Genomic DNA, 13,974 nt, shown 5'->3' with positions numbered 1-13,974 from the left:
GATGACGGCAGGATTTATAGATGATCAATGACATGTATTAAATATGATGCCAATCATATAAATCGTCAAGGTGCATTTCTTTCCTGCACAAAACCGCCGATCACCGGTCACGACATCAATGCGCAATGGCATACTGCCGCCCATGACTATCGAATCCCCTTTAAGCGCCTGGCAGCACGCGATCGAGCAAAAGGGCTTCGTCCAGGACGAGGCCCAGGAGCATGCCGTGTGGGCGCTGCAAAAATGCCACGAAGCGCTGCATGAAGGCCGCTCAGCCGTTTCCGGCGTGTACCTGTGGGGGCCGGTGGGGCGGGGTAAGACCTGGTTGATGGACCAGTTCTACCAAAGCCTGCGAGTGCCGGCGCGGCGCCAGCACTTTCATCACTTCATGGGCTGGGTGCACCAGCGTTCGTTTCAACTGACCGGCACCGCCGACCCGCTCAAGGCGTTGGCCCGTGAGTTGTCCGAAGAAGTGCGCGTGCTGTGTTTCGACGAGTTGTTCGTCAATGACATCGGCGACGCGATCATTCTCGGGCGCCTGTTCCAGGTGATGTTCGAGCAGGGCGTAGTGGTGGTCTGCACCTCCAACCTGCCGCCGGACCAGTTGTACGCCGACGGCTTCAATCGTGACCGTTTCATGCCCGCCATCGCCGCGATCAAGCAACACATGCAGGTGATTGCGGTGGATGGCGGGGAAGACCATCGCCTGCATCCGGGGGCCGCTTCGCAGCGCTATTGGGTGGCCGAACCAGGCAAGCCCGACGCGCTGGGTGAGGTGTTCCAGGCGTTGAGCGACGGCCAGTCGGCATCGTGCGAGCCGGTCCCGGTCGGTTACCGCTCGCTGGAGGTGGTCAAGGCCAGCCCGACCGTGCTCTGGACCCGCTACGCCGCACTGTGCGAGCAACCCTTCGCGGCCATGGATTTCATCGCCCTGTGCGATACCTACGGCGCTATTCTGTTGGGGGACGTACCCAACCTCAGCGCGCAAACACGTGCCGGTCGCATCGCCCGCGGTACCGAGGACGGTGTCGAGCGGGTGGAAGCGGGGGACCGCGAGCTGCCGCAACTGTCGGTGCATGACGACGGCGTAAGGCGTTTCATCGCGCTGGTGGACGAGTGCTACGACCGCAAGGTGCCGCTGTACCTTGAGGCGCAAGTGCCGATGGCAGCGCTTTATACCGAGGGTTATCTGGAATTCCCGTTCCGCCGCACCCTCAGTCGATTACAGGAAATGCAGTTGCAACGGTTTGCCGAAGTCTGATCGGGAGCAGCACACATGAATCAGCCCCTGTCGCACCACCTGCTGACCATGGCTTATCAGAATGCCTGGGCCAACCACCGACTGGCCAAGGCCTGGAGGCAGTTGAGCGCGCAGGAGTTGATCGCCGCACGGGTCAGCTTCTTCGCCAGCATCCGCGCGACCCTCAACCACATCCTCACCTGCGACTGGTTTTATGTGGATGCGCTGGAGCGCGAAATGCGCGGCGACGATCCGCATCCCGATTGCCGGGTGTTTTTCAAGGAAGACGAACCCTGCCTCATCGCGGCGGACCTGGTTCGTGAACAGGCCCATGTCGACCGTCGATTGATCGCTTACTGCGAGCAGCTGCGCGACGCCAGCCTCGGCAAAATCGTGACCATCGCCCGCGACACACCGCAACACGACAGCCGTTTGCGCCTGCTGTCCCATTTGTTCGAACACCAGATTCATCATCGCGGCCAGGTTCACGCCATGCTCAGCGGCACCTCGGTCATGCCACCGCAACTCGACGAGTTTTTCTGCGCCGGCGAGTCGCACTTGCGGGCCGAGGATTTTGCCGAGCTGGGGTGGACGGAAGCATTGATCTGGGGCGTTTGAACGCCAAGGAATTGCGCGGTGGTGATTGTCGATACCCGGGTGCTCGCGCTATGGTCCGCCGGCACTTCAGCGTGAAATACATGCTGGGGGCTACTTCATGTGTGATCGAGGATGGAAATGGACTCCGCAGAAATTCTTGTGCTTCAGGCCAGCTACACCAATCCGGTGCATGCCGAGGCTATTTGTCTGGTGTTGAACCACTACGCCGAGGACCCGATGGGGGGCGGCCAGCCGTTGCCGGCCCATGTGCTGGAGCAACTCCCGGCAGAGCTTGCCAGGCGCCCCCACGCTTTCAGTGTGCTGGCCTTTGTCGGGGGCGAGCCGGCCGGGCTGGTCAATTGCTTCGAGGGCTTCTCGACCTTTGCCTGCCGGCCGTTGGTCAATGTGCACGACGTGTCGGTGGTGAAAAAATTTCGCGGCTTGGGCTTGAGCCAGAAGATGCTGCAAAAGGTCGAGGACATCGCCCGTCAACGTGGCTGCTGCAAGCTCACCCTGGAAGTGCTGGAAGGCAATGCCGTGGCGCAGGGCTCGTATGAAAAAGCCGGTTTCGCCGCCGGCATGTTCGACCCGGCCCATGGACGCATGCTGTTCTGGACCAAGAGCCTCTAACTCGACAGAACGTTTTTTGGGTTTTCACTTTCCGCGAGGGCGCGGCCCCCTGTAGGAGCTGGCGCAGCCTGCGATCTTTTGATCTTCAAACGTCAAAAGATCGCAGCCTTCGGCAGCTCCTACGGGATTGGCGTACGCCCTTTGATCACGGGTGTGCGCGGTCGGCGTAGGAGCTGGCCTGCCAGCGATGGTCGTTAACGATGACGCGTGTGATCTGGATGAACGCGGCGCACTTGAGTCCATCGCCAGCAGGCTGGCTCCTACAGTTTCCCGGAAATACCCAAGAAAAGGGCGTCCATCAGGACGCCCAAACGGTCTTCTGCGACTGTAGAGCCGCAGTCAAAGGATCATTTCGGTCTGTAGGTTTCCGTCATTTGTGCGGTTTGATCGTCAGGCACCCGTAGTTCGGTGCTCGGGATCGGATGGCCGAGGGCTTCTTGCTGGGCCAGTCGCAGACTTTCGTAGTAATAGCGCATGCGTTCGGCTCCTCCTTCGGCGAATGCGCTGGTCGAACCCAGTGCCATCAGGCCGGCGAGGATCACGGCGGTGCGTTTCATGGTATGCCTCCCACTAAAGTTGTCGGATGCCTTTCGTCCATGAATCAATGAAGCAGTGTCGAAATGGCATTATCCGCCGATTCGCTTAAATGGGAATTAACTTCACTGCTGGCTGCCGCATGAAAAAGGGGCCGGAACCGGCCCCTGAAAGGATTACTGCTGAACGACTGCGGGTGACGTTTTCGGCTTCATCAGGCTGAAGTCGATCAACGCGCGCTGCTCTCGCTCATAGGGGTTGCCGATCATCAATGGCCGGGCCTTGAAACTGTCGCTGACCACACTCTTGCTGCGATCGAGTTCGTCGAAGCTCAGGCCTGCCAGATCGGCCCAGGTGTGGATCAGGTGCGAGCTGCTGTAAGGACGCGACAGATCGCCAGCGAGGTTCCAGTCATGGCTTGCCCGCCATTTCGGCGAAGCCCAGGCCATGAACGGAATGGTGTACATCGGAGCCGTCGGCTTGTTCTCGTTGCGCCCCAGGGTGTTGTGACCCGCGGAATCGAACACGTCTTCGCCATGGTCGGAGAGGTACAGCAGGAAGCCGTTCGGATCGGTTTTGGCGTAGTCCTTGATCAGGCTGGACACCACGAAGTCGTTGTACAGCACGGCATTGTCATAGCTGTTGTACGTCGGCACCTGATCGTCACGTACGCCAGCCGGAACGCCATTGCGGTCCTGGAACCTGTCGAAGGTCGACGGGTAGCGATACTGGTAGCTCATGTGCGTGCCGAGCAGATGCACGACGATGAGTTTGCGTGGTGCCCCGTCGGCCAGGGCCTTGTTGAACGGCTCGATCACGTCGCCGTCGTACTGCGCGGCGTTCTGGTTGCGGTTGTTGTTCAGGTACACCTGTTCGTCGGCCTGTTCGGAGAAGGTCGTGAGCATGGTGTTGCGCTTGGTCATGGTCTGCTGGTTGGTGATCCAGAAGGTTTTGTAACCGGCCTGTTTCATCATGCTGACCAGCGATGGCGTCGACAGGTACAGGTCCGGGTTTTCTTCGTCGGCGAAGGTCAGGACCTGTTGCAGCGCTTCAATGGTGTAGGGGCGCGGGGTGATGACGTTGTCGAAAACGTCCAGTTGATCCTTGAGCTTGTCCAGTTCCGGCGTGGTTTGCCGTGGGTAACCGTACAGGCTCATGCGCTGACGGTTGGTGGACTCGCCGATCACCAGCACCAGGGTCGCAGGCGTGTTGGCCGTGGCGTCCTTGAGGTTGTGCAGCGGTGCAATCCTGCTGGCGCTGTTGAGCATGTCCTGCATGCCGGCCAGGGTTTCCAGGTAACGGTGATAGGCCACGGCCATCTGCCATGGCACCGCCGGCTCGATGCGGGTTTCGAACTTGTCGAAGCCTTCGGCGAAACTGCCGGTGCGCACGGTTTGCTTGATCAGCGGATAACCGACCACCGCCACGACAATGGCCGTCGCTGCAGTGATCGCCTTGCCACGGGGCAGGTACACCGGGCGCAGGCGAGTCCACAGGAAATAGGCAAAAGCTGTGTGGGCCAGGAACGCCGGGATCATCCACCAGGCAAAGTACTGGGTCATGTACTCGCCGGCTTCAGCCACGTTCGACTCGAACATGATGAAGATGACGCTCTGGGAAAATTCCTGCTGGTAAATGAAGAAGTAGCCCAGGCTCGCCATGGAGCACGCCCACAGCACGACGCCGATCACGGCGGCCATGACACGGGTCTGTTTGGGGAACAGCAGCATCGGCGCCAGCCAGATCGCGCTCATGACGAAGGCCTGGCGGAATCCGCTAAATCCGGAGGTGCCCGTCAGCTGGATCAACAGTTGGGTAATGCCGGAAAAGTACCAGAAGAATACAAACAGCCAGACGAATCCGGCCCAATCAAAACCTGCCGCAGTCGTTTTGCTGCGTTCGAACAAAGACATTCAGCGCTCCAGCCGAGAATTCACTACCACCGCCGGGACTTGAAAATCGCGGACGACGAACGAGGGCCGCGCGGAACCGGGCGGCCTGGAGCTTGTAATTATCGTGAGACAATTGTGAAAATTTCGTGAGTTGCCGGGGACGGCAAGGCGTGAGCCGGTGCGGAAGCAGTGCAGACTGCTCCCGCTTGAGACGGGGGAATCAGGCGAGTGGGGCGCGTTGCACCGCAACCAGGGGGTGCGTCTGACCCGTTTGCAGCAGCAGTCGCAACTGCGCCAGCTCCTGTTTCAATTGATCGCGTTCGTCCTTCAACTGACGCAATTCATCGCGACGGATAGTGACGTAAAGGGTTTGTGCTGGCAGTGCGGTATGTACTGTGCCCATTGCTCACCTCGCAAATGGCGTGTCTCAACTGTAGGGCCGCGTCGACATCAACGGCTGATCTACTATCGGCGCCAATTTTGATTTCTTTTGCTCCGGAAGGGAACTTTTTTATTTTTCATTGTCGTTGTGTCTTCGGCTTGATTCCCGACGTTATCCATCAGGATCGGGCACAATGCCCGGAAACTTCACGCCAACGCTCTGGACTAACCTCATGAGTCGCGTTGGGCTATAACCTTTGACACACATTTTATTTGTAGTAGGGAGCATCAGCACATGCAACTCGGGATTATTGGACTGGGCCGCATGGGCGGCAATATTGCGCGGCGCCTGATGCTCAACGGGCACACCACCGTTGTTTACGACCGCAATACCGCCTTTGTCGAAGCCTTGTCCGCTGAGGGCTCCACCGGCGTCGCCGATCTGCCTGCGCTGGTCGCTGGCCTGACCAAACCGCGTGCGGTGTGGGTTATGCTGCCGGCAGGCGCACCAACCGAAGAAACCATCGACACCCTGAGCAACTTGCTCGAAGCCGGCGACACCATCATCGACGGCGGCAACACCTTCTATAAGGACGATATCCGCCGCGCCAAAACCCTGTCGGAAAAAGGCCTGCATTACATCGACGTCGGTACATCCGGCGGCGTCTGGGGCCTGGAGCGTGGCTACTGCATGATGATCGGCGGCGATGCCGCGACTGTTAAACGTCTCGACCCGCTGTTTGCAACCCTGGCCCCGGGCATGGGTGACATCCCGCGTACCAAGGACCGCAAGTCCGACGACGATCGTGCCGAGCGTGGCTACATTCACGCCGGTCCCGCCGGCGCCGGGCATTTCGTGAAGATGATCCACAACGGCATCGAATACGGAATGATGCAGGCCTTCGCCGAAGGCTTCGACATCCTGCAAACCAAAAACAGCGAGAACCTGCCAGCCGACCAGCGTTTCGACCTGAACGTCGCCGACATCGCCGAAGTCTGGCGTCGTGGCAGCGTGGTGTCCTCGTGGTTGCTCGACCTGACCGCCGACGCCCTGGCCAGTGATCCGAAGCTCGACGGTTTCTCCGGGTCGGTGGCTGACAGCGGTGAAGGCCGCTGGACCATCGAGGCGGCGATGGAGCAAGCGGTGCCGGTGCCGGTGCTGTCGAACTCGCTGTTTTCCCGCTACCGCTCGCGTGGCCAGGGCACCTTTGGCGACAAGGTTCTCTCGGCCCAGCGCTTCGGCTTCGGCGGCCATGTGGAGACCTCGAAAAAATGACCCACGTGATCCGCAGGAAATCCAAGGCTGAGCCCGCACCCGCGACGACGTTGTTTCTGTTTGGCGCCCATGGCGACCTGGTCAAGCGTCTGTTGGTGCCCGCGCTGTATAACCTCAAGCGCAACGGGCTGCTCGGGGATGGACTGCGGATCATCGGCGTTGACCACAACGCCATCAGCGATGAAGGTTTTGCGCAAAAGCTCGAAGACTTCATTCGGAACGAGATGGCTGGCAAGGGTGATCACACCCTTGATCCAGTGGTCTGGTCCAGACTTGCCAAAGGCATCAGCTACGTCCAGGGCGATTTCCTGGACGACAGCACTTATCAAGCGCTGGCGGCGAAAATCGCCGACAGCGGAACCGGCAATGCGGTGTTCTACCTGGCCACCGCGCCGCGTTTCTTCAGTGAGGTGGCGCGCCGACTCGGTGCCGCCGGCTTGCTGGAAGAAACCCCCGAGGCCTTCAGGAGGGTGGTGATCGAAAAGCCCTTCGGCTCCGACCTGCAAACGGCCGAGGCCTTGAATGCCTGCCTGCTCAAAGTGATGACGGAAAAGCAGATCTACCGGATCGATCACTATCTGGGCAAAGAGACCGTGCAGAACATTCTGGTCAGCCGGTTCTCCAACAGCCTGTTCGAAGCGTTCTGGAACAATCACTACATCGACCACGTGCAGATCACCGCCGCTGAAACCGTCGGCGTGGAAACCCGTGGCAGTTTTTATGAGCACACGGGCGCGCTGCGGGACATGGTGCCCAATCACCTGTTCCAGTTGCTGGCGATGGTGGCGATGGAACCGCCCGCCGCGTTTGGCGCCGATGCGGTGCGCGGCGAGAAGGCCAAGGTCGTCGGCGCGATCAGGCCCTGGACAGTCGAGGAGGCCCGCGCCAACTCGGTGCGCGGCCAATACGCCGCGGGTGAAATCGACGGCAAGGCGCTGCCGGGCTATCGCCAGGAAGACAAGGTTGCGCCCGACAGCAATACCGAAACCTATGTGGCCCTCAAGGTCATGATCGATAACTGGCGCTGGGTCGGGGTGCCGTTCTACCTGCGCACCGGCAAGCGCATGAGCGTGCGTGACACCGAGATCGTCATCTGTTTCAAGCCGGCGCCCTATGCGCAGTTTCGCGATACCGAGGTCGATGAACTGCAGCCGACTTATTTGCGCATTCAGATCCAGCCGAACGAAGGCATGTGGTTCGACCTGCTGGCCAAGCGTCCCGGTCAGGCGCTGAAAATGGACAACATCGAGTTGGGGTTTGCCTACAAGGATTTCTTCGAGATGCAGCCGTCCACGGGCTACGAAACCCTGATCTACGATTGCCTGACCGGTGATCAGACGTTGTTCCAGCGCGCCGACAACATCGAAAACGGCTGGCGCGCCGTGCAGCCGTTCCTCGATGCCTGGCAGCAGGACGCCAGCGTGCAGAGCTATGCCGCCGGGGAAAACGGCCCGAAGGCCGGCGAAGAACTGCTCACCCGTGACGGTCGAGTCTGGCACCGCCTCGGGTAATGTGGGAGCGAGCTTGCTCGCGATAGCGGTCTGTCAGGCACTTGGATGTGAATGTACCGCCGCCATCGCGAGCAAGCTCGCTCCCACAGGGTTGGGGCTACAGCCAGTAGCTCACCGCATAATGTCTGGCACCGCCTCGGATAATGTGGGAGCGAGCTTGCTCGCGATAGCGGCCTGTCAGGCACTTGGATGTGAATGTGCCGCCGCCATCGCGAGCAAGCTCGCTCCCACAGGGTTGGGGCTACAGCCAGTAACTCACCGCATAATGTCTGGCACCGCCTCGGATAATGTGGGAGCGAGCTTGCTCGCGATAGCGGTCTGTCAGGCACTTGGATGTGAATGTGCCGCCGCCATCGCGAGCAGGCTCGCTCTTACAGGGGTGGGGGCTACAGCCAGTAGCTCACCGCATACTGTCTGGCACCGCCTTGGATAAAGTGGGAGCGAGCTTGCTCGCGATAGCGGTCTGTCAGGCACTTGGATGTGAATGTGCCGCCGCCATCGCGAGCAAGCTCGCTCCCACAGGGTTGGGGCTACAGCCAGTAACTCACCGCATACCAGCCCAATATCCCCATCACAACGGTGTACGGCAACGCCATCCAGACCATCCGCCCGTAAGACAGGCGCACCAGCGGTGCGATCGCCGAGGTCAGCAAGAACAGGAACGCCGCCTGGCCGTTGGGCGTCGCCACGCTTGGCAGGTTGGTGCCGGTGTTGATCGCAATGGCCAGCGTCTCGAAATGTTCACGGGTCATCTCGCCCGCCATGAATGCGAGCTTCACTTCGGTGATGTAAATGGTCGCGACGAACACGTTGTCACTGATGGCTGACAGCAGGCCGTTGGCAATGAACAGCATGCCCGGTTGTTGGTCCGCCGGCAGCGCGAGTACCCAGTGGATCAACGGCGAGAACAATTGCTGGTCGTGAATCACTGCGACCACGGCGAAAAACACCACCAACAAGGCGGTAAACGGCATGGCGTCCTTGAACGCGGTGCCGAGGCGGTGTTCGTCGGTGATGCCGGTAAACGCGGTGATCAACACGATCACCATCAAGCCGATCAAGCCCACTTCGGCGATGTGAAACGCCAGCCCGGCAATCAGAATCAATGCGGCAGCGCCTTGTACCACAAGCGCTGCCCGTTGGCGGGCGGTGCGCTCGGCATTGTCTTCGGCGGCATAGTTGGCCAGCACCGCACGGACGTTATCCGGCAGCAGCGTGCCGTATCCGAACCAGCGCAGCTTTTCCAGCAGGACGCATGTCACCAGGCCTGCAACCAGTACCGGCAGGGATACCGGCGCAACCTTGGTGAAGAACTCGGCGAAATGCCAACCCATTTCATGGCCGATCAGCAGGTTCTGCGGCTCGCCGACCAACGTACACACGCCGCCCAGTGCGGTGCCTACGGCGCCGTGCATCAGCAGGCTGCGCAGAAAGGCGCGGAACTGTTCGAGGTCGCCCTGATGCAGGGTCGGCAGATGTTTGTCGTCGCTGTACTCGCTGTCCTGGCGCGGGTCGTTACCCGAGGCGACGCGGTGATACACCGAGTAAAAGCCTACGGCGGCACTGATGATCACGGCGGTCACGGTCAAGGCGTCGAGGAACGCCGACAGAAAGGCCGACAAGAAGCAGAACATCAGGGCCAGCGCAGCCTTGGAGCGAACCCCCAACAGCAGGCGCGAGAACAGGTACAGCAGCAAGTCCTTCATGAAGTAGATACCGGCCACCATGAACATCAGCAGCAGGATCACCGGGAAGTTGTGCAGCAACTCGTCATACAGCGCCTGGGGCGTGGTCATCTTCAGCAGCAGGGCTTCAATCAAGAGCAGTCCGCCGGGCATCAGCGGATAACACTTGAGCGCCATGGCCAGGGTGAAGATGAACTCCAGCACCAGCAGCCAGCCGGCCGCCACCGGACCTGCGGTCCACAGAACCAGGGCATTGAGAATCAGAAAGCCGACGATGCAGGCCTTGTACCAACGGGGCGAATGCCCGAGAAAGTTGTGCGCGAACGCCTGGGCCATTGAACCGGACATCGGCTGCTCCTTGTTTTAAGAAGCGCGCAACTTGCCGCAAGCGGGGGAGAAGATCAAGCGCAGGAAAAATGCACGTGCCTACCCGTGGTAGCGAGTGATGACCGCCTTGTAGTTTCCATGCAGTGAATAGCCGCCGACGACGATGTTTCCGTCGGCCTGCACCGCGACACAGGTGGCGGTATCCAGGCTCGGGCCGAGGCGAGTACGTGTATAACCGCTGCCTTTGCCGAAACGGCGATCGGGAAGGCCGTCGGGCAGGTATCGCCCGACAATGAAGTCTGCTTCGATGCCGCCGATGGTTGCGCCCGCCGTGAGCACACTGCCATCGGGCTGTAACTGCGCGGCATTCCACTGGCAGCCGCTGTGGCCAATCACCAGACGTTGCGGCTGGCCGCCGTTGCAGTGGTTGTCGGGGCGGCCGTTGCTGTGCATCTTGAACGTCAGGCAGTGCATCGGCTCGAGACTGCTGCCGAAACACAAGACGTCGCCGTTGATTTGCTGGACCACTTGACTGACCCGGGCGCCATGCCCGTGCGCCTTGAACGTCAGGAATCCATCCACGGCGAAACTGTCGTCGAGGCGGCCGTCGGCGTGGTAGCGCGCCAGCAAGCCCTCTTCAGGAAAGTTGATCGATCCACCCACCAGCACCCGGCCGTCACCTTGTACCGTCAGGCTGCTGAGCCAGGTATTCATCAGCAGGTGCCGGACCACCACGAAGCCACGGCCATTGAACGAGCAGTCCAGCGAGCCTTCGACATCCAGCCGTATCAACAGGCCCACGTGATCGGCCAGTTCGAAGTGATGGTTGGCCAGAATCAGGATCCGGCCGTCTCGCTGTACGCCCACATCACAGGCTTCAGCGCCCGGCACACCGGGAGGCAGCCAGATATCGCGCATACCGAGGGACAGACCGCCAGGCAAGCGCACGACGCGGCGGCCATTGTCGCCAAAGCTTCGAACCAGGCGACCCTCTTGATCGAACAATGCCAGACCCGGGAGCGTGCGGTGTGCGTTATCGTATTGCAGGCCGGCCAACAGGATATTGCCATCGGGCATGAGCAGAACCTTGGCGCCCATGGCTTCGAACCCGGGTTCGAATTGCCCGATGACGCTGCCTTGCCTGCCGAACGCAAGGTCTGCCGAACCATCCTCCAACAAGCGGGCCAGGCCAAAGCGGCTGCCGTCGGCCATGGCGACCTTTGCCGCCACCAGCATACGGCCCCGGGCATCGATTGCGACGTCGTTGGCCATGCTGGAAAGGCTGTCGGCGAAATACACCTGGGTTTTGCCGTTGCCTGCAAACGTCGTATCGAGAGTGCCTGCTGTGGTCCGGACGGCGGAGCAGGCAATGGCGGACTGGATTGACATGAACCGCATCTCCTTGCGAGTCGTCCTGATCCAGAAGTTTGGTGGCGACTTTGTAAGGAGAATATTCAATCCCTGAATGGGGAGATACACAACTGTAAGAACTAACAGACGGAGAGTCGCTGTGTGCCACAACAGTGTCTTTTCGAACCAATGGCAAGCCTGCAAAGTATAGGGTGCACAAAAGTTCAAACTAACGGGGCAATGAGTGCGAATGGGCGAGAACGATCAGCCTAACTAAAGACAGGGAAGGGCGCGGATTACCCCGGAGTAATCCGCAAAACGATTAGTGCGGCATCGACCACGACTGCAGCGTGTAACCTTCCTGGCTCAATTCGGCACGGGCCTGTTCCAGCAGCAGTTCGAGTTGTGCAGGATCGGAATAAGCGCTGCTTGGGATCTGCTTGCGGCCAATGCTGGTGCTGGTTCGGTCGATAACGGTCAGGCTGAGTTCGCCATTACCGTCTTGTGGAGCCCAGGCCACGCATTTGAATGGTTTAAATGCGCGGTCGGCAATCAAAAGTGCTTCGTTGATACGGAGCGGGGCGTTCATAGGGTCTTCTCTCTGTGTGCCCAATCAAGTGATGTGCCGTCGGTTGGGCTTACCGTTCGGCTGGTTACTTGTACTGATGCCCGCAACCGGGGTTCGGGTCACACACAATCAAAAGAAATTTCGACTTTATTTCACAGGCTCAAGAATGAACCCGGCATTGAAAGCTGAATGAAAGAAAAGAGTCGTTAGGTAACTATCAAACTCGCTTCTTATAACTGGATGTATCGCAATCCTATAGTCAAACGGTACAAGGGGCTGTCAAGTTCTTGCTAATGTTACAGTCAGGTCCGCCAAATGATTGTTTTTAATAAATTTTCTAAATTTTGGCGCCAAGGAACAGTCATGAGCGATGTGCCAGCTTCACGACGTCTATTAGTGGTGGACCCCTGTGACGATTGTTATCGTCTGCTCCCTGGATTGCGCGAAATCGGTTGGGACGTTGACAGCTGCACGCTGGAGCACGCCGCTGAGCGAACCTGTGACGTGGGCCTGATACGCCTGCAGCCGTATCACCTTGAGCACCCGGAGCCCGTCAAGGAATTGATCGGGCGCAGTGGCGCAGAGTGGATAGCCGTACTCAATCAGGAAGTGCTGCGACTGAAAAATGTCGGCGACTTTGTCTGTGAGTGGTTTTTTGACTTTCATACCTTGCCATTCGATGTGTCCAGGGTTCAGGTCACGCTGGGCCGGGCATTTGGCATGGTGCGGTTGCGTGGGCAGGGTACGGTGCATGTTGACCAGCCCGAGCACGAATTGCTCGGCGACAGCAAACCTGTGCGAGAACTGCGAAAACTGTTGAGCAAACTGGCTCCGACCGAATCTCCGGTATTGATTCGCGGTGAAAGCGGCACTGGCAAGGAATTGGTCGCACGAACCCTGCATCGCCTGTCCCAGCGTCACAGCAAACCCTTCATCGCGATCAATTGTGGTGCGATCCCCGAACACTTGATCCAGTCCGAGTTGTTCGGTCATGAGAAGGGCGCATTTACCGGCGCACATCAACGCAAGGTCGGACGAATAGAAGCCGCTAACGGTGGCACCCTGTTTCTCGACGAGATCGGTGACCTGCCACTGGAGTTACAGGCCAACCTGCTGCGGTTCCTCCAGGAAAAACACATCGAGCGGGTGGGCGGCAGTCAGCCGATTCCGGTCGATGTGCGGGTGCTGGCGGCGACGAATGTCGACCTTGAAGCCGCTATCGCGAAGAAACGCTTTCGCGAAGACTTGTATTACCGCCTGAACGTACTGCAAGTGCTGACCGTTCCGCTGCGCGAGCGCCATGGGGACTTGTCGATGCTGGCTAATCACTTTTCCCATTTCTACAGCCATGAAACCGGACGTCGCCCCCGCAGTTTCAGTGAAGACGCCTTGATTGCCATGGGCAAACACGACTGGCCAGGCAATGTTCGTGAGCTGGCCAATCGCGTTCGCCGCGGACTGGTATTGGCCGAAGGCCGGCAGATCGAGGCCCGCGACCTGGGGTTGATCAGTCAGCATACAATTGCCGCGCCGATGGGCACCCTCGAAGAATACAAGACCCGGGCCGAACGCCAGGCGTTGTGCGATGTATTGAACCGCCACAGCGATAACCTGAGTGTCGCCGCCAAAGTGTTGGGCGTGTCACGTCCGACGTTCTACCGGTTGCTGCACAAGCATCAGATTCGTTGAATTCCCGCTTCGAACAAAAAGACCGCTGCAATGAAAATTGCGGGCGCGGCGCACTTGAGTCCATCGCCAGCAAGCCTTTGTAGGAGCTGGCCTGCCAGCGATGGTCGTTAACGATAACGCGGGTGAACCTGGATAAACGCGGCGCACTGAAGTCCTTCGCCAGCAGGCTGGCTCCTACAGTTTCAGCGTGGGCACGGTCCTTTGTAGGAGCTGGCCTGCCAGCGATGGTCGTTAACGATAACGCGGGTGAACCTGGATAAACGCGGCGCACTGGAGTCCATCGCCAGCAGGCTG

General features: G+C 59.5%; 12 protein-coding genes. 6 read left to right on the top strand and 6 right to left on the bottom strand.

Annotated elements, in window-relative coordinates:
- The first annotated feature begins 142 nt into the window (after nucleotides 1–142).
- The 3 genes from zapE to KW838_RS00450 all read left to right on the top strand — a co-directional run bounded on the left by zapE (nucleotide 143) and on the right by KW838_RS00450 (nucleotide 2,467).
- A complete protein-coding gene (zapE, locus tag KW838_RS00460) occupies nucleotides 143–1,261 on the top strand; it encodes a cell division protein ZapE (RefSeq protein ID WP_218499999.1) in 1,119 nt (372 codons plus the stop codon).
- A 15-nt stretch (nucleotides 1,262–1,276) separates the two neighbouring features.
- A complete protein-coding gene (locus KW838_RS00455; RefSeq protein ID WP_218499998.1) occupies nucleotides 1,277–1,858 on the top strand; it encodes a DinB family protein in 582 nt (193 codons plus the stop codon).
- A gap of 117 nt (nucleotides 1,859–1,975) precedes the next feature.
- Nucleotides 1,976–2,467, top strand: coding sequence for a GNAT family N-acetyltransferase (locus KW838_RS00450; protein WP_015094987.1), 492 nt, complete (start codon nucleotides 1,976–1,978; stop codon nucleotides 2,465–2,467).
- Between the two features lie 347 nt (nucleotides 2,468–2,814).
- Here KW838_RS00450 and KW838_RS00445 read toward each other — a convergent pair whose 3' ends face one another.
- The 3 genes from KW838_RS00445 to KW838_RS00435 all read right to left on the bottom strand — a co-directional run bounded on the left by KW838_RS00445 (nucleotide 2,815) and on the right by KW838_RS00435 (nucleotide 5,296).
- Nucleotides 2,815–3,024 carry a hypothetical protein gene (locus tag KW838_RS00445; RefSeq protein WP_102700763.1) on the bottom strand — a complete coding sequence of 70 codons (210 nt, stop codon included), beginning with the start codon at nucleotides 3,022–3,024 and terminating at the stop codon, nucleotides 2,815–2,817.
- A 153-nt stretch (nucleotides 3,025–3,177) separates the two neighbouring features.
- Nucleotides 3,178–4,914: a phosphoethanolamine transferase CptA gene (locus tag KW838_RS00440; protein WP_218499997.1), complete on the bottom strand. Its 1,737-nt coding sequence runs from the start codon at nucleotides 4,912–4,914 to the stop codon at nucleotides 3,178–3,180.
- Nucleotides 4,915–5,113: 199 nt separating this feature from the next.
- On the bottom strand, nucleotides 5,114–5,296 hold the full coding sequence (locus KW838_RS00435) for a DUF6026 family protein (protein WP_218499996.1): 183 nt from the start codon (nucleotides 5,294–5,296) through the stop codon (nucleotides 5,114–5,116).
- 273 nt (nucleotides 5,297–5,569) lie between these two features.
- On the opposite strand from KW838_RS00435, the gene gnd reads away from it, so the two are divergent.
- Together gnd and zwf are read left to right on the top strand one after the other, a co-directional pair.
- Nucleotides 5,570–6,550, top strand: coding sequence for a phosphogluconate dehydrogenase (NAD(+)-dependent, decarboxylating) (gnd, locus tag KW838_RS00430; RefSeq protein ID WP_102700761.1), 981 nt, complete (start codon nucleotides 5,570–5,572; stop codon nucleotides 6,548–6,550).
- On the top strand, nucleotides 6,547–8,061 hold the full coding sequence (gene zwf, locus KW838_RS00425) for a glucose-6-phosphate dehydrogenase (protein ID WP_102700760.1): 1,515 nt from the start codon (nucleotides 6,547–6,549) through the stop codon (nucleotides 8,059–8,061). Before gnd ends, zwf begins: the two co-directional genes overlap by 4 nt.
- 530 nt (nucleotides 8,062–8,591) lie before the next feature.
- Here zwf and nhaB read toward each other — a convergent pair.
- The 3 genes from nhaB to KW838_RS00410 form a co-directional block, all read right to left on the bottom strand.
- On the bottom strand, nucleotides 8,592–10,094 hold the full coding sequence (gene nhaB, locus KW838_RS00420; protein WP_218499995.1) for a sodium/proton antiporter NhaB: 1,503 nt from the start codon (nucleotides 10,092–10,094) through the stop codon (nucleotides 8,592–8,594).
- Between the two features lie 78 nt (nucleotides 10,095–10,172).
- Complete coding sequence (locus tag KW838_RS00415; RefSeq protein ID WP_218499994.1) at nucleotides 10,173–11,462, bottom strand: hypothetical protein; 1,290 nt, start codon at nucleotides 11,460–11,462, stop codon at nucleotides 10,173–10,175.
- A 283-nt stretch (nucleotides 11,463–11,745) separates the two neighbouring features.
- Nucleotides 11,746–12,012, bottom strand: coding sequence for a hypothetical protein (locus tag KW838_RS00410; RefSeq protein WP_007983639.1), 267 nt, complete (start codon nucleotides 12,010–12,012; stop codon nucleotides 11,746–11,748).
- Nucleotides 12,013–12,354: 342 nt separating this feature from the next.
- On the opposite strand from KW838_RS00410, the gene KW838_RS00405 reads away from it, so the two are divergent.
- On the top strand, nucleotides 12,355–13,680 hold the full coding sequence (locus KW838_RS00405; RefSeq protein WP_102700757.1) for a sigma-54 dependent transcriptional regulator: 1,326 nt from the start codon (nucleotides 12,355–12,357) through the stop codon (nucleotides 13,678–13,680).
- Nucleotides 13,681–13,974 lie beyond the last annotated feature (294 nt).

The sequence above is a fragment of the Pseudomonas sp. PDM27 genome (assembly GCF_019219205.1).
In the GTDB taxonomy this organism is placed as follows: domain Bacteria; phylum Pseudomonadota; class Gammaproteobacteria; order Pseudomonadales; family Pseudomonadaceae; genus Aquipseudomonas; species Aquipseudomonas laurylsulfatiphila.
Note: the sequence above shows the minus strand (reverse complement) of the source record. Positions and strands in the feature narration are given on the sequence as shown.